This is a genomic window from Aliterella atlantica CENA595, assembly GCF_000952155.1.
Classification (GTDB): Bacteria; Cyanobacteriota; Cyanobacteriia; order Cyanobacteriales; family Chroococcidiopsidaceae; genus Aliterella; species Aliterella atlantica.
Genome location: NZ_JYON01000030.1, coordinates 14,889 through 35,486, shown reverse-complemented (window position 1 = coordinate 35,486; position 20,598 = coordinate 14,889). Strand labels below are relative to the sequence as shown.

At 42.1% G+C, this 20,598-nt stretch carries 18 protein-coding genes; 5 read left to right on the top strand and 13 right to left on the bottom strand.

Translation table 11 applies throughout. The features are described from left to right. Positions 1-183: 183 nt before the first annotated feature. Together UH38_RS20825 and UH38_RS20820 are read left to right on the top strand one after the other, a co-directional pair. Complete coding sequence (locus UH38_RS20825; RefSeq protein WP_052672497.1) at positions 184-1,404, top strand: hypothetical protein; 1,221 nt, start codon at positions 184-186, stop codon at positions 1,402-1,404. Between the two features lie 23 nt (positions 1,405-1,427). Continuing rightward, positions 1,428-2,021, top strand: coding sequence for a hypothetical protein (locus UH38_RS20820; protein WP_045056618.1), 594 nt, complete (start codon positions 1,428-1,430; stop codon positions 2,019-2,021). On the opposite strand, the gene UH38_RS20815 is transcribed toward UH38_RS20820, so the two are convergent. Beyond that, on the bottom strand, positions 2,018-4,105 hold the full coding sequence (locus tag UH38_RS20815; RefSeq protein ID WP_045056617.1) for a DNA phosphorothioation-associated putative methyltransferase: 2,088 nt from the start codon (positions 4,103-4,105) through the stop codon (positions 2,018-2,020). The genes UH38_RS20820 and UH38_RS20815 overlap by 4 nt on opposite strands. Before the next feature lie 501 nt (positions 4,106-4,606). Here UH38_RS20815 and UH38_RS20810 point away from each other — a divergent pair. Next, entirely contained in the window at positions 4,607-5,158 is a 552-nt protein-coding gene (locus UH38_RS20810) for a DUF6658 family protein (protein ID WP_045056616.1), read from the top strand. 80 nt (positions 5,159-5,238) lie between these two features. Next, the gene (locus UH38_RS20805; protein WP_052672496.1) at positions 5,239-5,958 is read left to right on the top strand and encodes a DUF6658 family protein; all 720 of its coding nucleotides are present in this window, start codon (positions 5,239-5,241) and stop codon (positions 5,956-5,958) included. Between the two features lie 78 nt (positions 5,959-6,036). Here UH38_RS20805 and larC read toward each other — a convergent pair whose 3' ends face one another. Beyond that, the gene (gene larC / locus UH38_RS20800) at positions 6,037-7,251 is read right to left on the bottom strand and encodes a nickel pincer cofactor biosynthesis protein LarC (RefSeq protein WP_045056615.1); all 1,215 of its coding nucleotides are present in this window, start codon (positions 7,249-7,251) and stop codon (positions 6,037-6,039) included. 39 nt (positions 7,252-7,290) lie between these two features. On the opposite strand from larC, the gene UH38_RS20795 reads away from it, so the two are divergent. Continuing rightward, positions 7,291-7,947, top strand: a complete 657-nt coding sequence (locus tag UH38_RS20795; RefSeq protein ID WP_045056614.1) for an L-threonylcarbamoyladenylate synthase — start codon at positions 7,291-7,293, stop codon at positions 7,945-7,947. On the opposite strand, the gene UH38_RS20790 is transcribed toward UH38_RS20795, so the two are convergent. From UH38_RS20790 to rfbF, 11 genes are all read right to left on the bottom strand, one after another. Continuing rightward, positions 7,944-9,368: an O-antigen ligase family protein gene (locus UH38_RS20790; RefSeq protein ID WP_045056613.1), complete on the bottom strand. Its 1,425-nt coding sequence runs from the start codon at positions 9,366-9,368 to the stop codon at positions 7,944-7,946. The two genes, UH38_RS20795 and UH38_RS20790, sit on opposite strands and share 4 nt — an antisense overlap. A gap of 51 nt (positions 9,369-9,419) precedes the next feature. Continuing rightward, positions 9,420-10,274, bottom strand: coding sequence for a glycosyltransferase family 2 protein (locus tag UH38_RS20785; protein WP_045056612.1), 855 nt, complete (start codon positions 10,272-10,274; stop codon positions 9,420-9,422). A gap of 59 nt (positions 10,275-10,333) precedes the next feature. Beyond that, positions 10,334-11,473: a glycosyltransferase family 4 protein gene (locus UH38_RS20780; protein ID WP_045056611.1), complete on the bottom strand. Its 1,140-nt coding sequence runs from the start codon at positions 11,471-11,473 to the stop codon at positions 10,334-10,336. A 72-nt stretch (positions 11,474-11,545) separates the two neighbouring features. Further along, positions 11,546-12,268: an SDR family oxidoreductase gene (locus UH38_RS20775; RefSeq protein WP_045056610.1), complete on the bottom strand. Its 723-nt coding sequence runs from the start codon at positions 12,266-12,268 to the stop codon at positions 11,546-11,548. 45 nt (positions 12,269-12,313) lie between these two features. After that, a complete protein-coding gene (locus UH38_RS20770; RefSeq protein ID WP_045056609.1) occupies positions 12,314-13,621 on the bottom strand; it encodes a DUF4910 domain-containing protein in 1,308 nt (435 codons plus the stop codon). Positions 13,622-13,680: 59 nt separating this feature from the next. Continuing rightward, positions 13,681-14,472: a sugar phosphate nucleotidyltransferase gene (locus UH38_RS20765; protein ID WP_045056608.1), complete on the bottom strand. Its 792-nt coding sequence runs from the start codon at positions 14,470-14,472 to the stop codon at positions 13,681-13,683. Positions 14,473-14,814: 342 nt separating this feature from the next. Continuing rightward, the gene (locus UH38_RS20760; RefSeq protein WP_045056607.1) at positions 14,815-15,360 is read right to left on the bottom strand and encodes a dTDP-4-dehydrorhamnose 3,5-epimerase family protein; all 546 of its coding nucleotides are present in this window, start codon (positions 15,358-15,360) and stop codon (positions 14,815-14,817) included. Further along, the gene (locus UH38_RS20755; protein WP_045056606.1) at positions 15,357-16,595 is read right to left on the bottom strand and encodes a class I SAM-dependent methyltransferase; all 1,239 of its coding nucleotides are present in this window, start codon (positions 16,593-16,595) and stop codon (positions 15,357-15,359) included. Before UH38_RS20755 ends, UH38_RS20760 begins: the two co-directional genes overlap by 4 nt. A gap of 78 nt (positions 16,596-16,673) precedes the next feature. Next, positions 16,674-17,702, bottom strand: a complete 1,029-nt coding sequence (locus tag UH38_RS20750) for an NAD-dependent epimerase/dehydratase family protein (RefSeq protein ID WP_045056605.1) — start codon at positions 17,700-17,702, stop codon at positions 16,674-16,676. Between the two features lie 10 nt (positions 17,703-17,712). Further along, entirely contained in the window at positions 17,713-18,927 is a 1,215-nt protein-coding gene (gene lhgO, locus UH38_RS20745; RefSeq protein WP_045056604.1) for an L-2-hydroxyglutarate oxidase, read from the bottom strand. A gap of 64 nt (positions 18,928-18,991) precedes the next feature. Continuing rightward, on the bottom strand, positions 18,992-19,765 hold the full coding sequence (gene rfbF, locus UH38_RS20740; RefSeq protein WP_045056603.1) for a glucose-1-phosphate cytidylyltransferase: 774 nt from the start codon (positions 19,763-19,765) through the stop codon (positions 18,992-18,994). Between the last annotated feature and the right edge of the window lie 833 nt (positions 19,766-20,598).

The following is a 20,598-nucleotide window of genomic DNA, read 5'->3' as shown; positions in this document are numbered from 1 at the left end:
ATTCCGTAATATTGCGCTGGTACTTACGATATAGAGGGCGTTAGCCTGAATAAAAATATATTTGCGAGTAAGTTACAGCTAAACAGTAAAACTTGTAACAAAAACAAATTTATCTATTTTAAGAAATATTAAGACCGCACTCTTACCAATGCTTGCACTAACTTACATTTTATCAGTGCTGTGATGACAAATAATAATTTAACTAACGATAGTCAGGCTGAATTAGAGGTTCAACCATATCAACGCGTCGAAAGTATCGAGCAGGCACAAGAGAAAATTTACTCGTTTTTAATGGGCATTGTCAAACAATGGTCGCCTGATGCAGTTTTGCAAGAATTTAATAGTTTATTTATTCAGCATCTAGGTTCGATTAGTTTGGAAGCTGTAGAAGGTTTGTATGAAATTGTTGTCGCCGATGAAGAGGAAGTATTTTATGGGACTCTCAAGCGCTGCTGCTACATTTTAGTTAATAACTGGAAGACAACAAAACAACATAAATATATATTCAGTTTAGTTGAATTATTCAATAACCCCAGCTTGAATAGAAAGTCGCTTTCACCAATTAGCAATCAGTTGAGAGTATGGTTAAAAACATTTATTAGCGGTCAAGATTACCAAGAATTACAACTATTTGCAAATAAGTTTGCTACCATTCAAACTCAACAACCTAAACATTGGAGCGATCGCTATAGTTCGCATAAATTTGCCGCTCAAGCGGCTAACCCTAAAAACTCTTTTGAACAGCGAGAAGCGGCGAAAGAAAGGGCGAAACATTTAAAATATCGTTTCAAGTTTGACTTAGCAATGTATCTGGCGCGTTCGGATACTGACTTGCCTAACAAATCAGTGCAAAATCCTACTGCAATTGGCGATGATGTGCTGCGCTTGATTAAAACTATTATCGCTAAACGAGAACCAGCTACTTATGGAAAATTTGCCAAAATTTTTATAGAACAAACAAAAGGTCAAAAATACAAACAATATAAGCATAGTTTGCACAACTATCTTAGTATCTTTATCGAACATGAGGAATTGCTAGATACTTTAAATTTGAAAATATTGTCTTTATATGAAAGACATAACGAAGAATTATTAACTGAGTCGATGCAGATTATGACTTGTAGTAGGTTGATTGAATCTCTAACAACAGAAAACCATCGTCAACCATCGCCGCTGTTTTTGTTACTCAATTCTCAAGGTAATACTTTGATTTTAGTCACTGTATTACTAAAAATAGTGCTTGTTTGTAGAAGCGTTCGCGCTCATTTAGAGACGTGTATTGCTGAATTGATTCGTTATTACGAAGATTTTAAAGAAGAAGAATGCGATGCTATGATCAACTTCTTAGAAATGTATAATATTATATTTGCCATTTATGGAGATAACACTGCACTAGCACTATAAGTAGTAATTTGCTGAAATGGCTTATGGCAGAAGTAAAAATTGGTAATTATCTTACACTTGAAGACTTTTGTAATTGCACAAATACTTATAAAAAATACTCTCAGCAAATTGAGAGTTATCCTAAAAACTTAGAGGTAACTATTCCAGCTTTAGAAGCACTAGCTAGATTTATTTTAGATCCTATAATAGAGCGGTTTAGCCATGAAAAGTTTAAACTAACCTATGGATTTTGTTCGCCTAGCTTACGTAAGTATTTAGATAAAAAAGATATAAATACAGGTGTAAAAAATGGTCGCATCGATCCCCAGAGAGATCAGCACATGGCTGGTGAAGTTAAAATTAATGGACGCTACTACTGCGACAGATTAGGAGCAGCTTGCGATTTTCAGATTGTAGATACAAATAGCGATCGCGTTGTCGAATGGATCTTGCGATCGCAATTACCTTTCGATTCTATGTATTATTACGGAGAAGATCGCCCAATCCACATTAGCTACGGTCCCCAGCATAAGCGAGATATTTGGACTTTTGGCGAAAAAGGACAACCAACCAAAAAAGGTCTAGAAAATTGGCTGGAACTTGTCAAAAGATATTCACCGCAAACTAGAGAGATTTAACAAATCTTCTCCCCCTTGTCTCCCTTGTCCCCCTTGTCCTTTCTTCTCTGCACCTGGGAGCGTAAAATTTTTAGCTTGTATGGATCTGCATCTTTGCGCCACCTAAGCTGATAGTTAGTAATTGTGACACAACGATCTTCTAAGCATTTTAGCCAGCCTTGGAGACGGGCGATCGCTTTGCCATCGTCTAATAACCCCCAATCTTGTTCTTGACGGCTCAAACGAGCAAATTTGTCATACAACGGATAATCGGGAGTAATTAAAGTGTCTTTCTGGTGCAGCACTGGCGGATTGCGATCGCCTTCATAATCGCCGTAAACTACGTGCAAGTCTTGTAAATCTATTTGCATACTAGCTTGCAAACTTGGATGCGGTTCGCTGTCAAAATCTGGGTAGCAGAAATAAGAAATTTTTGGGGTATTGGTGTGAAATTTAATCGCATTAGCACCGTCTAACCTGCCAACAGTACGGCTAGCACAGCCCTCATACAAGCGCAACAAAGGGTGGAGCGCTTCTAAACTAGAAACGTGTACTAATAAAGCATTGGGTAATTTTTTACCTACAGGACTATTTTGGCAGCATTGAGCGATCGCACTCAGATTGCCGATACTATACAACATTTCATCTGCGCCGAGACAAGCTTGCCTGTAACTACCACACAAAGCTTTGATATCTTCTTGAACTTGGGGTAAAAAGTCTCCTAACTTCGGGCGGCGGCTAAATTTACTCAAAGCTAGATAAACTACTAAGTCTTGACGGCGTTTTTGGGCGATCGCATTCCATTCTCGCTCGTCGGTCGCTTGCAACACAACTTGAAAAGCTCGTTTAAAACTGCCAAATTGCGCTAATATTTCTGATTCTTGGCTAATTTCGCCTGCAACTGGCAATCTGCCGCGATCGCTGACAAAAGCCATCAAAGGCGCTAGCATTTCTTGATAATCCGCAAATTTCTGACTGGGAATGCGAATTCTCGGTGTAGTGGCGCGAGAACGAAAACGCGAGGCGCGAAAACTTTGCGCTTGGCTTTCTTCCCGAAAGACGAAATATATCCCCAAAGCTGCGGGAATTGCTTCTACCCCAAGTACCTGTTCGATATATATTTTGAGTTCCTCTTGCTCGTAGTATTTTTGAAAAGTATTGCGTCTTGTAACTATGCCATCACCATAAGCTACTTGTCCTCTAGTGCGATCGCTAATTAATACTTGAGCAGAAACTATTAATATTTGGCGCGTTAGTTCCCACGCTGCAATTAAGGCTTCTCGACGTTCTGCAGTGTCTTCTATGACGTTAATTACGTAGCCGAGGTTAACTATATCTGCAGGCGATCGCGTCGCCTCTGGCGAGTAATAAGGGTCCCATCCCGCACTTACATAACCTTGTTGAGCAATCCTGCTAATATCGCCACCATAGCCGCAGCCATAATCAAAAAATGTTGTCTCAGCTTGAAATAAATTAGCTTCTTGAGCTAATCTTACTGGGCGGGATAATTCGTTACGTGCGATCGCAGCTTTATGTCTTTCGATGCGTGGCGAGATGCAAATAATGGGCTTTTTTCGCTCTGGATGCACGATCAATTCGTGTCCTTGGATTTCTACCCCCTGCGCCTCTAAACGTTGCTGCCACAATACTTGCGTGCCAATTGCTGTAGACTTATCTAACAGCCCTAAAGCTTCTTCTTGGCGAGTTAAACGGGCAAATTGCGCGTAGAGTGGATAATCTGGCGTGACAAACGTTTCTTTGCGGTGTAATATCGGCGGATTGTCTGAAGTTTGGTAATTGCGATCGCTAACTGTTAAAGTTTCTACATCGACGACAATACTAGAGTGCAAAGCTGGATGAGGATCGCGCTCAAAGTCAGGATAAAACAAATAAGAGATTTTGGGTTTATCCGTACTGAATTTAACTATATTGGCAGAGACTACTGTAGAGATCGCACTTCTAGCGCGGCGTTCGTAGCTTTGCAACGTCGTACACAGGCTTGATAAAGCCGAAATATGTACGTAAAGAGCAGTTGGTAGTAGTTTGCCAACTTCGCTTTGTTGGCAGCATTGGGCAACAACGTCAAGTTGGTTAAGACTAGACATTCGTAAAAGGTAATTAACCAATTGAATTTGTCTTCATCGTGCCAAACATTGCCCAACGATTTATTTAGTAATATTACTTTTTATCTAAATTTTTGTTAACTCAAAATAGCCTAGGTAAAAAACAATATTTACTCTGTAACAGCCATAGTAGAAATAAAGCTTTCTTAGTAACTAAACTTATTTACTGAGATTGTATCTACAAAGAAAATAAACCTATTGATTGAGAGCAATGTAAATCTCTCCACAGTTAGAGAACCAGAGGTTGATAAAGCGATTGTGAATAAGACCTTTGCTAGAGGAAGAGAGAGCAAAATCCTTGCTAATCTTAGCCATTGTTGGTCAATTATGGTCGATCGAGACTGTAAACCACTCGCTTGCTGCTAGCGCGACCTAACTCTAGGGTATCGCACGTCTGGAAAATATAAATAATTTGCAGTCAATAGCAACAGAAGCGAGATTATCCAGCAACTCTGGCTTACTTGAGATAATCAGGAGGACTTTGTGAATAGGTTAATTGCTTTGTTTAAAAAACTACGACTGCGCCAAATTCTTACAGTATTTTTAGCAGGTGCATTGTTAGTCATTAGCACTGCTTGTAATCCAGGAACTAATCAATCAGCGAACCCTATCAACCCACCAATCTCCAACCCCAATAATCCACCAGTGCAAGCAGGTGGGATGAATAATCCTTATAAGAGTGGTGGGGATGCTTACACAGACTTGAATAAAGCTAAAGGCGATCGCGCTAGTACGAACTTGAGCAACCTAAAATTAATTGCTGCTACAGAAAACGAAATACTTTATCCTGGTGCAGAAACGCCAGCAGGTAGAGCAGAAAAAGAAACAGAACTGCCAATCAAAACCAGTGAAGATTTTGCCACACCTAGAGCAGGTGGATTGAATCAGCGCAATCCTGAGTTAGGCGAACGGGTAGAAAACCGCGTCGAAGCAGCAAAAGATGCTTTTAAAGAAGCTGCAAGTTTTGTCAAAGACAAGTCAGATGAAGCCGGCAGAAGACCAGAGTTTCAAAGCAATCCGGCTTTACACAAATAATGGACAATAATTGCCCCAACTAAATTGGGGCGATCGCACCATAAGTTTAATCTAAACCAAAAATACATGGAGTTATGGATATGAGCAAAATCATTGCTTGGGTAAAAAAAATTAAGTTAAGTCAAATAGTCATGACTTTTCTATTTGGAGTTTTGTTAATGGTTAGCACTGCTTGCAATGGTAGCGTTCAAGCAAATACACCAGGCGGAGCTTCCAGACAAGACGTACCTGCGGGAACCCAAACCACAGCAAAAGTCAAGGCTGACAATAATCCTCGTCCAGAAGTACCTGAAGAAGCTACAACCAATCGTTTTGAAAAAGGAACGATGAACGAGTTTAGCGACTTAGATCCCAGAGCAAAAAACGTAGACGAAGTATCGAGAAAAGCTGAAGCGCTCAAGCAAAACGCCGAACGCAACGTTATCGATCAAACAGGTGACGTAGGCGAAAATACTAAGCGTATTCTCGACAAAAAAGGTGAAAATGCTGAAGATTTTGGCAAGAACGTCCAGCGCAACACTGAAAATGCTAAAGGTAAACTTCAGGGAACAGTAGAAGACCTCAAACGAGGTACGCAGAAAGGCACTGAAAACATCAAAGATAACACTGCCGATGCAACTAAAGGTGTCAATCGCGCTGCCGAACGTACTGCAGTAAATGCCAAGCAAGCTATTAGGGAAAATACTCCCGATGCTAAAGAGTTAAAAAGAGATGCCAAACAAGCGATCGACAACACTAAGTCAGCAGGTAAAAGCTTTTTGGACAGAACAGGTGATGCTGCCAAAGATGCTATAGATTAGCGCGTTGCACCTGCAAAACTATTAGGGTAGAGGTTAAAGGGCAAAGGATAGAGTAATATACCATCTTGCCCTTATCCTTTACTCTTTTTTGTTGTACCAGCTTTGCATTGCCAGGCGATGCATTTCTCTCCAAGGCAGATGATGGTTTTTGGCTAATTGTACGCAATCCTCATACTCTGGTTGGACGTTGGCGATCGCTTTTGTGCCATCTTTTGCCATCCAAGCGACTTTAACGCGCACTGCGCCATATTCTGTCTCGACTGTTTGGATTTCTCGCTCTAAAATTGTCCGTTGTTGGCTCGTGCGCCGAATGCCTAAAGTCGTAGTTTCCCCAAAGATAACAGCTTCGCAACTACTGACTTTATCTAGGTGACAAATAACTGTTAGTAAAACTCCAAGGCGAGACTTTTTCATCGCAATCGGCTGCGTAAAGACATCTACAGCCCCCACAGCAAATAAAGCCTCAAACACGTAAGCGATCGCCTGGGGACTAAGATCGTCAATTTGCGTTTCTAAAACGGCGATCGTCTCTGTAGAGGGACTATGTGCTGTTGTCTCGCCCAGCCACAAACGGAGAATATTAGGAATAGGTAAATCTATCGAACCTGCACCTAGTCCTACTTTTTGCAGCGTCATAGCTGGAGATGCGCCAAAATCAGTTGCTAAAGTAGTGGCGATCGCAGCCCCAGTAGGCGTTACTAATTCTCGTTCGATCCCGTTACTATATATAGGACAGCCGCGCATCGACCATAATTGCAATACAGCAGGTACGGGTACGGGCAATTGTCCGTGTGCAGCGCGGACCATTCCCCCTCCGGTGGGTAAAGGCGAACAGTAAAGTTGCTCGATCCCCAACCAATCTAGCCCCAGACAAGTACCAACAATATCTACAATCGCGTCTACCGCCCCTACTTCATGAAAATGAACTTTCTCTGGTGCAACTCCATGTACCGCCCCTTCGGCAACTGCCAAGCGTTGGAAAATAGCTAAACTCCAAGCCTCTGCTCTTGCAGGTAATTCTGCCTTGGCAATTAACTGAGCGATTTCTGGTAAATGCCGTCCGTGATGGTGGGAACTATGGTCGTGTTTATTACTTAAATCTACGTGAACTTTAGTTGCTCTTTGCCCGCCGCGATGGACTGACTCAGCCCGTAACTGGTACTCTGAAGCAATACCTAGCTTATTGAGTTGCTCGGTTAAGTAATTTACAGGAACACCCAAGTCAACAATCGCACCCAAACACATATCACCAGCAATGCCAGTAGGACACTCTAAATAAGCTAATTTGGTCATAACGAGGTTAAGGGGGACTCCAGGGGGATCGAAAACAACATGGCGACAATTTACAGTATTCATCCTGATAATCCGCAAACTCGCATTGTCGAACAAGTTGTAGCTCAACTTAGGGCAGGCGCGGTTATGCTCTATCCTAGCGATACAGTGTATGCGATCGGTTGCGACCTTAATAATAAATCTGCGGTAGAAAGAGTTCGCCGGATTAAGCAATTATCTAACGACAAACCGCTGACTTTTTTGTGTCCTTCTCTGTCTCAAGTAGCGACTTATGCCATAGTTAGCGATACTGCTTATCGGATGATGAAGCACTTAATTCCAGGACCTTACACGTTTTTGCTGCCAGCTACCAAATTAGTCCCAAGGTTGGTGCAAAACCCCAAACGTAAAACAACTGGGATTAGAGTTCCCAAGCATACAACAAGTTTGGCTTTGCTCAAGGCTTTAGATAATCCGATTATTTCTACATCCGCGCACCTTACGCCTACAGAACCAGATGAAATCGTTGCGCCAGCGCAAACAAATATATCTAGTGCAGAACTATTCGATCGCTTAGATAAATTAGTAGATGTAATTGTCGATGACGGCTCCCAGCCTAATAACCGCGTTTCTACTATGATCGACCTAACGGGGGACGAACCTGCGATCGTGCGCCGAGGTTTAGGTTGGGAACAAGCTGTGGTTTGGGCAAGTTAAACGCGCCTACCGTCCTTTAATGCTTTCTCATTTTGATGATATTTGTTTGCTGCCATTCCTATGCCCAAAAAGCTCCAAAATACCACACCAGAAAGAGCTAGCATAACGCTACCAAATAGTAGTTGCGCTAATATACTCAATCCAATTGCCCGCGCAGCACTAGCAAACGCATCAGAGCGACCAACATCACTTTTAAATAGCTCAAACACAACTAGCGCCATACCGCCAATGTAAGGAATTGCCCCAAACCAGCCCAAGGTGAAAAATATATCTAAAATACCGCTGTCTAGGGTGACTTCTTGCAGCAGACCTTCTTCATTGACATAATATTTACTGCCGATACCTCTACCTAAACCGCTAGAAAAGGCTAACTCGACATTTTTCTCATAAAGCTCCGATCGCTCGTTATAACTTGTATCTTTCTGGAGATTCGTAAATGTTTCCAAGCGAGCGCTAATAATTTCGGAAAATGGCTCAATTGTCGCTAATGGTAGTACGCAAAGTGCGATCGCCAAAATAGTTACTACTAGCTGCATCTGCAAGCGTGGTTTGATAAACGCAAACAAGCTAATAATGCCCAAAAACCACCCAGCCCAAGCAGAACGTACTAAAGATAGTAAAAATGACATATAGCCTGCAGCCATAGCCGGAACGCGCCAAAAACTCTCATTGGTTAGCAATATTAGCAAGCCTGCTAGCACCACATTTGCAAAAGGTCCGGGCGAATTCATCGTACTAAATACCCGAATTCCTAAAGGTTCTGGTGCGCCATTAGTTAATAACTTTGTCTGGATAATCCAATACCTATCCCATTCTGGCGCTACCAAATACTGAATGACTCCATAAACACCTGTAATCAGCAAACCCCAGGTAAAAGTGCTTTGCAAATTTTCTCGATATTTAGGATAATTTCGCCAATTAACAAATAAGTGAAAAGCCAAAAGAATCGGCGTTAACCAATCCAAAAGCGCTCTTAAAGAAACTGTAAGCGGGTTTTTGATAGCTCCAATAAAAAATCCGTAAATTACGCCTATAATTGCCAAAACAATCGGCAAACCTCCCATCTTGTAAGACCGAGGTAAGTATTGCACAAAGGTAATAAAAGTAATTAACGTAACCAAAAATGGCGCAACTAAAATTATTCCGTTACCGTCCCAACCGCTACGATAATCAATAATTCGGCGCAACCAAGGCGTAATAAACCACAACCACCAGGTAAACCCAACGTAAATTATGGGATAGCGCCCGTATAAAAATAAGCCTACAGCCAAAGATAATAAAGGAAAAAGTAGGCGCATGATGCTGCCTGCACCCGCTAGCACAGCTACGGCAGTAAATAGGGAAAATCCGACAATGACGATCCAAGCTAGTAATGCTGGGGTGCTTGGCTTGGTACTAACTGAAGAACTTGTTAAACTCATTTATTTGTATCTATATAAATTGATACTAAGTAGTGAAGTAAATGTTTATCCTTACCCTTTCACTTGGACTTCTTCCCCCTTAACTGACTTGTGCAAAAATTCTCCAGGAGTGTATTGGTAAATATTTGTTGGTGGGTGCAGGGTGCGTCCGGCTTTCTGCATTTCCCACAGCTTGGTATAGCGGATAAATTCACTTGTAGCTTGCAACATGGCATGAATCAGTCCCCGCGTTCCTAGCCGCGCCCCGCCCATAGCGATGTAACACCACAAAAACCTCAAAATCGGTCGGAGAAAGATTTTTAAGGCACTAGAGCGCACGCCATTTTCTTGCAGCATCTCTGCTTCTACTGTTGCATAACGGTTAAACACGGTAATGTATTCGTCCATCACGTAACCTCGCCAGTGCAGCAATACGCCTTCTAATGGAATACTTTTGCCAGGAAAAATTACTTCCTCATGCACTTTCATGCTCATGTCATAGGCGCTGCATTGCCTATTGAATAAGCGTACAAAACTTTTTCTTTTACTCGGTCTTGACATATTTGGCAGCAGTAGCCCGTAAAAGTCGCCGCGCCGATCTAAGCAGTAGCCATCGCGCTCATCCATAGGACGGCTCATGACATCTTGAATTGACTGCGCTAATTCTGGAGTAACAATTTCGTCGCACTCTAGGAACATGACCCAATCATTTTTAGCAATTTCTACTCCTTTATTGCGCTGTCCCGACCAGCCGAGCCATTTTTGCTCGTACACTCTAGCACCTAGCGCTGCGGCGATTTCTCTGGTTTTATCGGTACTATTAGAATCAACGACTAAAACTTCATCAGCCCAACGGACGCTACTAACGCAGCGCTCAATAAATTCTTCTTCGTTTAAAGTCAAAATAATTACTGTTAGTGCTGGCATAGCGGTTACTCCTATTGAACTGTTTGCTAGTTAAAAGAAAGGCGAGCTTTATCTGTAAGTTACGCTAGTAAAACTTGACGCACTTGCTGGGCGATTTTGTGCCAGTCAAAGTTAGCGGCAGCATACTGACGGCAAGCTTCTCTAGATGGCAATGCTATTTGTCCGGTTAAAATAGCTGCCAATCGCTCGGCGATCGCTTCTACTTCTCCCGAATCTGTAACTAAATCTGGGGAAAATGGGGCAATAACTTCTGGCATCCCGCCAATCGGCGTACACATTACTGGCGTTCCCGATGCCAATGACTCTAATAATGTCAATCCAAATCCTTCTAATGACTGGCTGGGCATCACTGTCAAATCTGCAGCTTGATATGCTAAAGGTAACTGCTCGTCCGGCAAAAAGCCCAAAAGTTTGACATTATCTGCTAGTCCCAATTCTTCAGCTTGCTGCGATAAAGTAGCTTGCAATGGTCCTTTACCTGCGATCGCTAGCCATACTTGCGGCACTTTAGCTTTAATTGTCGATAAAGCGATTAATAATTTATCTAACCCCATGCGATTTACCAAACGACGGGGCGTAAACAATATCAAGCGATCTTCTCCCCAGCCGAGTTGCGTGCGGGCTGCGGTGCGCGATAAATTGCTCTGAAACCGCGTCAAATCGACTCCCCCAGGGATGATATGAATTTTCGCTTCTGGGACTTGATACTCTTGGTGCAAAATCTCGCCAAAAGCTTTACTTAAGACGATAAAGCGATCGCTCCTGCGGTAGACTTGCTTTTCTACCAACCACTTTTTCAGAAATACTGCTACCTGATTTGCTCCTTCTGCCTTACTTTCCAATGCCCAAGGACCGTGAAAAGTAAAGGTCACTGGTACTTTTTTGGGTAATTTATTCAGTATAGGCAAGCTATACAAAGCAAAATGCAAGTTAATCGCATCTGGCTTTTCCCCGCTCAAAAAATTGCGCCGCGTCTGTTGCAACCTTTGCCATAAGGAGTTATCTTCATCCGCTAAATTAATCAACCGCGCTGGAAAATTAGCCGCATCTGGCAACCCTAAAGCATATAGATCGACGCGATCGCCTGCTGTTGCTAGATGATATGTCAGTTCGTAAACATAGCGATCTAGTCCTCCTGGTGTTTTGGGAAACCATCCTAGTCCCGCGCAGGCGATATGTGCTGGTTGTTCTCTATGCATAGATAAATTGAATCGCTGACAACTGATAACTTCGAGGTCGCACTGAGAGGTGCTTAAACTTTAACATTTTTATTAAGTTTTTTTACTGGGTCTGATGTTAATATCGGTAACTTCAGCTGTAGGTGGCAAGCTCAGTGCTGTAACGACTGTTCGGGCGACATCTTCCGGTTGCAGTAAAACATCGGGATGGTAGGTTTTCCCCTCCATTTGATAAATAGCTGCTTGCATGGGACTTGCCGTTCGTCCGGGAAATACACTCAAAACACGTACTCCAGCAGCATTGACTTCTTCACGCAAGCTATCGGCGATCGCTTTAAGGGCAAATTTACTAGCCGCATATTGTCCGACATTTGCTTTGGCATTTAAGCCAGCACTAGAATTGATAAAGACAATTTGACCGTGACTTGCCAACAGCATTGGTAGCAAAGCTTGAGTTAACAAATAAGGAGCGCGGACATTGATTTGATATTGCAAATCAAAATCGGCGATCGCGCTATCTGCCAATTTTCCCATCTTAAACACACCCGCGCTGTGTACTAGCACGTCCACTTGTCCCAATGCTTGCACGTACTCTGTTAACTGCCGCAGGTCGTTATCGTTGCTAAGATCGGCTGCATAAGTAGTCACTTGAGGAGCGCTTTGCGATGCGATCGCCCGCGTATCTTCTAAAGCTGCCAAATTTCGCCCTACCAGACACAAAACTGCGCCTTCTTGAGCTAAATTTAGCGCGATCGCTCTACCAATTCCGCTGCTTGCGCCTGTAACAATTGCCGTCTTATTAGTCAAAGTTGTCATAAGTAGTACATTTAGCCTTTTTGCATATCTTTAACTTCAAACTACTTATAATTCCTTGAGTAAATCAGTTGCTAGCAAAGCCTGAGCAGCTTTATAAATAGCATCAAAAGCCATTTTCGATCTTTTTGCCATATCTAACAGCGTATGTTCGCCATCTGCTAGATTTAGCACCCATAGTATTGCTAATTCATTTAATGCTTCTTCTGACTGTCCGCCGATCGCTCTATACAGTCCTCTTTTGCCCAAACGCGGTTCGCATTTAGGATTGAGACTTATATAAGTGCGATCGCGTTCTAAAATTTGCAAAGCTGTCAAACATTGCTGGTAAGAATCTTCTAAGTATTGGGGTCGAACAAAGTCTAAATTGTCTGCTGAGGTATGATATTCGGGGAAACTACCATGCGGCGATCGCATAAAGCAACCTACGGCTAAGTTAAACCCTGGCGAACAATATTGCCGCTCATCGTAGCCATAAGGGAAGAAATCGATAATCTCGTAATCTTTGCCCGATTCTTCTAGCACGTACTCTACTATTTTGTCAATATCTGCATTACCTCTGCGGCTTTTTTTGTAAGTAAATTTACCTGCATCGCCAACACAAGTTAATACTAATCCATGCTTAATATTACTGACTCGCTGCTCATTTTCATGCAGCCAAGTAATCGAGCCAATTGTTCCAGGAATAAATAAAAATCGGTAAGAATAGCGCAAAGAAAGTTGACTTAACTGTTGCGCTAAAAATACCGCCACTGATATGCCCGAAAGATTATCATTGCATAAAGAAGGATGACAGCTATGACAAGAAATTAATACTTCTTGGCTAGTTTCTCCAGGAATAAAATACTCGCCATAAGTTAGACTTCCAGGTTTTAAAGAGGAGTCAATATATACTTCATACTCCTCATCTTGCAGGGCTAAATATTGCTTGTGAGTAAGGCAAAACCCCCAACTTTCTTTATAATACGAAGTCCGATATGGAACCCAGTCAGGATAATCGGGAAGGGAAAATAAATGTTTTTTTAGCTCGTCTAAACCGATCTTTTGGTGTACGGGTACGCTGTAATTGACAACGTGCAGATTACAAGCTTGAAAATCTATAATTTTTTCGCCTTGACTGTTCTTGATGTAGGCATCATTGATATTCCATTCCTGCGGTACAGTCCAATCATATACCTCTGTTCCTGTAGGTACTTCACGAATTTCTAAGGGAATATAATTTTGCAAAATCCGCAACGTTTCTCTAAATCCATTACCAGTAATACTGCGGCAAATGGGATACAACTGAGATATCAATTGATACATTTGTTTGCCGAGTGCATTGTTACTAGAAATAGATAAGCTGTTGGTTTTCATACTATTGACGTTGGTAATTTTAGCACTTGCAAATTATTGATACGGACTGCATTCGCATATTATCCTAATCGATCTCCTGATTGGCGCAGCGCTTGCACTAAACCTTCAGGAGTACCGATATCTAGAAAACTACCATTATCAAAGATTTCAACTTCTATTCGCAAGCCACTAGCGATCGCTGCTTGCATAATATCAGCTAGCAAAATTTCTTGGCTAGGTAGTTCTAGAGCCATTAAATACTGATGCATAAATTCAGTAAAACTTGGTATCCATACGGCTGTAAACCAGCCATAAGCAAGATCGCTTTGCTGAGGTTTTTCGACAATCAAACGCACGCAACCAGTTTCATCAATATCAACCATCCCGCTTTTGTCGGGTTGTTCGACTCTCACAACTCCCAGCACTACATCAGCAGCGCTATCGCTTAAATGCGCCAGCAAACGCCTGTAGACATCATCAGGTTCAAACAAAATATCGGGAAACCCTAGTGCAACTACTGCATTTTGCACAAATGAATAAGCAGCATCCAAAGTATAAGGAACGCCGTAAGGCAGACGCACGATCGCATAACCCAAGTTTATATCTACAAGCGTGCCATCTTCCCAATAGTTAGGAATATCCCATTTACCAGAGCGCAACACAAAATAAGCGCGGCGAATTCCTGCTAGGCGCATTTTTTCTAGCAAGTAGTGAGAAACTACTTTCGGGCGCAAGCTACCATCAGATACAGTTTGAAAACCTACAGGAAATAACTCTTTGCTACCAGCCAAAGGAGAAAGACGCATAGCTTGTCCTCCGGCAGGTATCAAGCCAATCACCTCCTGTTGTATATTTGGGTTTGGGTTTACCATAGTTTTTGCGATCGCACCATCACTTACTAATACTTAAAACAAATAACACAGCCTAGCATTTTTGCTATTTTGCCACCCCAGCGTCGCACCAATCGTTCCAGACAAATTAGATAGCGATCGTTGGTTGGCAAGTTATTTAAAGCGAATACCGATTTTATTTGCTGCCTTGGAGCAGGGAATAATTACACTCAACTTGATTATTTATACAGATAACTTAGATATAGCTACGTAAAATAAATAGCCAATTACGCAATATTTTATACTAATAACAGCTTATAACTTATCAAATTATGTGTTTGCAAGTTATAAGCTCATAGTGTCAAAAACGATCGCAACTACTAATTACGCACCGACAAGCATTGACTCCAAATAAGTCCACTCTAAGTCTTTACGAGAAATTTCACTTACTGGCAAATGCCACTCAATCCCTAAAAGCGGATCGTCATAGCGCAATCCTCGCTCGTACCCAGGCGTATATAACTTATTCATTTGATACACAACTTCTGTGTCAGCGCCTAAAGTTTGATAGCCGTGAGCGAACATTTCCGGTACGTAGAGACTGCGCCGATTTGCTTGAGTTAGTTCTACCCCAAAATGACCTAAATAAGTTGGCGAATTAGGGCGCATATCTACAATTACGTCATAAATAGCGCCTTGAGTGCAGCGAACTAATTTCGCCTCGGTTGCTGGAGCAACAGAATAATGCATTCCTCGGATAGTTCCGGCTTTATGATTAAAAGCAATACTACACTGGACGTTAGTAATTTCTAACCCATGCGCGGCAAATTCTTCTTGGCAGAAAGTTCGCGCAAAAAAACCGCGACTATCTTGGCGTTGCTCGATGTCAATGATATATGCACCCTGGAGACTTGTTTCCCTAAAAATCATGTGTAGACTTGCACCTCTGGAATTGGCACGACAAATTTTCCTCCCCACTCGCGAATAAACGCCGCCTGCTCCATAATTTCATTTTTCAAGTTCCAAGGCAGAATTAGCAAATAATCTGGCTTAGTTTGCTTGATATAATCTGGAGCCATAATTGGGATATGCGTACCAGGTAGAAACAAATTTTGCTTATAAGGACTGCGATCTACTGTATAGTCAATAAAATCTGTCCTCACACCGCAGTAATTAAGTAGCGTATTGCCCTTAGCTGGAGCGCCATAAGCTGCGATCGCTTTACCTTGTGACTTCGCTTCGATCAAAAACTTCAGTAACTTGCGCTTCACCTGTTGTACCTTCTCGCTAAAACTCAAGTAAGTTTCTAACTTATCTAGCCCTGCTTGAATTTCCTTATCTTTTAGCTTACCCAAGCGATCGCTTATCGCTAAGTCGCCATTATCTTCATGCTTGACATAAATCCGCAAAGAGCCGCCATGGGTGGGCAATTCTTCCACATCAAATACCACCAACCCATGCGCCGCAAACACCTGCATCACTGTGAGCAGCGAGTAATAAGAATAATGCTCGTGATAAATAGTATCGAACTGATTTTGCCCGATTAATTGATATAAATGGGGAAATTCCATCGTAATAACGCCTTTTGGCTTTAAAACAATTTTCATCCCTGCCACAAAATCATTTAAATCGGGAACGTGAGCTAATACATTATTACCCAGCAACAAATCGGCTTGCTTGCCATCAGCCACCAATTCTCGCGCAGTCTGCACGCCAAAAAACTTAACTACACAAGGAATTCCTTTCTCTTGGGCAACTTTTGCCGTATTAGCCGCAGGTTCCACACCCAAAACTGGAATTCCCTTCTGGTGAAAATATTGCAGCAAATAACCATCATTACTAGCAAGTTCCACTACCTGACTACTAGCGTCAAAGCCAAACCTTTGCACCATCAAGTCAGTATAAGCCTGAGCGTGTCTGAGCCAACTATCGGAGAAAGAAGAAAAATAAGCATAATCTCCATCGCCGAAAATATGTTCGGGAGATTCAAAATCCTCTATCTGCACCAACAAACACTGCTGACAAACATAAGTATGCAGAGGATAAAACCTTTCAACCTGATTTAAAGTCTCCTTACTGATATAGTCATTGGCGATCGGAGAAACTCCCAAATCGACAAAAGTATGCTCTAAGGAACTACGACAAAAACGGCACTGATTACCCATAACTGCAACTACTAACTAAACAACTAAACCCTTCTTTGCCACTACACTATCGCAAAGGCGGTTCGTAAAACACCTAACTCACTTGCGCCAAAAGAAATCACTGTCAATTTGCCCAGTACCAAGCAAATATTCCAACTGTTTCAAGCGCGTAAACCCTCTAGACAAAAAAGTATCCGCCGTCATCTCAATTTGCTTAAACAAATTAGCCAATTGCTTCGCCCCATCATCAGCCCGCCAATCGCACTTAAACCCAGGTAAAACACTATTAATTTTCTCAAAAGAAACTCGATAGCTGCGGTTATCAGAACCGCTTTCCCCAAAACTTAGCTGACAGCCAGGAAAAGCATCAGCAATAATTTCTGCAATTTCCTTTACCCTGTAATTATTTGCTGTATCGCCAACATTAAAAATTTGGTTGTGGACAATATCGCGCGGTGCATCTAGAGTACAAGCGATCGCCTTACATATATCTAAGGCGTGAACTAAAGGTCGCCAAGGCGTACCATCGCTAATCATTTTAATCTCTTTGGTCGTCCAAGCTAGCCCCGCCAAGTTATTTAGCACAATATCAAAGCGCATCCTTGGCGAAGCCCCAAAAGCCGTCGCATTTCGCATAAAAGTAGGCGAAAAACTATCGTCAGCCATCAACTGCAAATCTCTTTCTACCAAAGTTTTGCACTCTGCATAAGCAGTCTGCGGATTGACTTGGGATGCTTCAGTCGTCATCCCCTCCCCTGTCGCTACGCCATATACGCTACAAGAGGACATATATACAAACCGCTTGATACCCGCAGCTTTAGCCAAATTAGCCAAGCGCACCGAACCTTTATGGTTGATATCGTAAGTAATATTTGGCGCTAGTTGTCCGGTAGGATCGTTAGATAGCTCCGCCATGTGGACGATCGCATCTATACCCGCCAAATCTTCTGCACTAATATGGCGAATATCTTTATTTAGCGTCTTAGCGGTTACTGTCGTGCCGTTATACAGCCAACCGACTTTGTAGTATCCCGTATCTACGCCTAATACTTCATGTCCGCGTTCCATCAGTAAAGGTGGTAATAACGAACCGAGATAGCCTTCAGTACCAGTGACCAATACTTTCATGCAGTAAAACCTATACCTTTACTTGAGTTTGTAAATGTTGCCCATCTGGAATCGCTTGGGCGATCGCTTTGCCAATTTCCAACGACGAAGTAGCCGCAGGTGAAGGGGCATTGCAGACGTGAATGGAGTTTTTGCCTTGAATAATCAAAAAATCGTCTACTAGCTTGCCATCGCTCATTAAAGCTTGAGCGCGTACCCCTGCATGAGTTGGCACAATATCTTCTGCTTTAACTTCAGGAATCAATTGTTGCAAGCTCCGCAAAAAGGCAGCTTTACTAAAAGAGCGAATCATTTCTTGGATACCTTCATCAGCGTGTTTTGCCGCTAGTTTCCAAAAACCAGGATATGTCATAACCTCAGTAAAATCGCGCAAATCGAAGTCCGTCTTTTTATATCCTTCACGTTTGAAGCTTAAAACAGCATTTGGTCCAGCATGAACGCTACCATCAATCATTTTGGTAAAATGCACGCCCAAAAAGGGAAAAGCTGGATTAGGTACGGGATAAATTAGAGTTTTAACTAAATAGCGCTTTTCGGGTGTAAGTTCGTAATATTCACCGCGAAAAGGCACAATTTTAGCTTGCGGATCTACCTGGGCTAATTTAGCTGTGCGATCGCTATGCAATCCGGCACAATTAATGACAAAGCGCGTCTCAAAGCTACCCCGATTTGTCTCTAATACGGAATTTGCACCCAAGGCGCGAATTTTTAGCACTTTTGTATTCAGACGCAGTTCCCCGCCTTGCGCTTGAACTATCTCGGCATACTTTTGACAAACTTGTTTGTAGTCAACAATGCCTGTAGTCGGAACTTTGATTCCCGCCACGCAACTAACATGAGGCTCAATTTCTCTTACTGCTGCAGCATCGAGCTTAGTAACTGGCAAGCCATTTTCCAACCCGCGCGTATAAAGGCTCTCTAAGCGTGGCAATTGCTCATCTTGTGTCGCCACAATTACCTTACCGCATACCTCATAAGCAATATCGTTCTCGCGGCAAAACTCCACCATCGAACGACTACCATCACGGCAGAACTTAGCCTTAAAACTCCCAGGTTTATAATAAATCCCCGAATGAATAACGCCGCTATTATTTCCTGTCTGATGGTGCGCCCAACTGCTTTCTTTTTCCACTAGCAAAATTCGTGCCTTGGGGTAGCGTTTACCTACAGCCATCGCCGCAGACAAACCCACAATTCCCCCACCCACAACTGCCAAATCGTACATGAATATCTCTAACCGCAAACTACATTAACTGGTCACTGGCTACTGGTCACTGGTCACTGTTAATTCACCACACCTTCCAAGGGGCATTTCCACTTTGCCACAGTTCTTCTAAATAATTTTTGTCGCGCAAAGTGTCCATTGGTAGCCAAAAATCGTTGTGCTTGTAAGCCGACAACTGCTCCATTTGGGCTAGCTTTTGCAGCGGCTCTTTTTCCCATACAGTTGAGTCATCAGCAATTAAGTCGACTGCTTCAGGTTCTAAGACAAAGTAACCACCATTTACCCAAGCGCCATCACCTTCAGGCTTTTCCCTAAAGCTAGTAATTTTATTTTGCTCCTCTGCCAAACAAAGCGCACCGAAACGTCCAGGTGGTTGACTTGCCGTTAGTGTTGCTAAAGTTTTTTGCTGTTTGTGAAAGGCAATTAATTCTTTGATATTGACATTGCTAACACCATCGCCATAAGTAAAGCAAAAAGTTTCGTTGCCAATATGCTCTCTTACCCGTTTGAGCCTTCCCCCTGTCATGGTGCGATCGCCTGTATCTACCAACGTCACCCGCCAAGGTTCGGCATAACCGCAATGAATGTTCATTTGATTGAAGCGCATATCAAATGTTACATCAGACATATGTAAGAAGTAATTAGCAAAATACTCCTTAATTACGTAACCTTTATAACCGCAACAAATAATGAAATCATTGATGCCATGAGCAGAGTAGATTTTCATGATGTGCCACAATATCGGGCGACCACCAATCTCTACCATTGGCTTAGGTTTAATTGTCGTCTCTTCGCTCAGGCGAGTACCAAGCCCTCCAGCCAATATTACTGCTTTCATTGTATAACCTCAAATTTACTGCTCAAAAGTAATTTGTACTTTCGGTCTGTGTCACAAGCACCCGTCAAGATTTACCCAAGTTAATATTTTTTAACCTGTTGCTTAACCATCTTAAAACAGTAGGCGATCGCCTACCGTAAAGTCACGGTAAATAGCCTTTTCTATATGTAAAACTTTGATAAAGCTATCGGTAGATAACCGTATATTCTCTGAGGAATTTACTGTTAATTGTCTGAAAATCGCCCTATTAACCGCAAGAAAGTGGATTTCTCCTGCCTGTTGTCGATAAAAACTAAAGTGTGAAGTTACCCTACCGAGCGCTGACAGAGTTTTGGATAGCTGGTTGCTAATGAAGTTAGGCGATCGCTATTTTTTCAGTCAGCAATTCTACTTATTTAGTCTAAATTAGCATCTAGGTGCTGGGTAATAGCAATGTTAGCGATCGCTGCAGCAAAGTTAAAAAGTTGCTAATACATATCCTCAAGGTACATCTTCCCGCAATATTTATACTCGCTTGTTTTTCTCCGTAATACTTACGTAAGGCGAGCCGCCTCTTTGTAAATTCAGTGTTGATACGGATCTGGATTATTTGGACTAATGTCATGATCGATAGAACATTGGACTGTAAGTTGTAATGAATTTTCAAATATCAATAAACTTTATTTTATTCCCAACTTATAGATGACTCTAATGACAATTTATTCAATAAAAATACTGTTGAATTATGTAACAACAAATTGCTATCAAATAATTACAGTCCAATTGTAAACAAATAAAAGTTGTGCAACAAATATATCGAAATTAACTATCTGCATTTTCAATAACAATGCCTA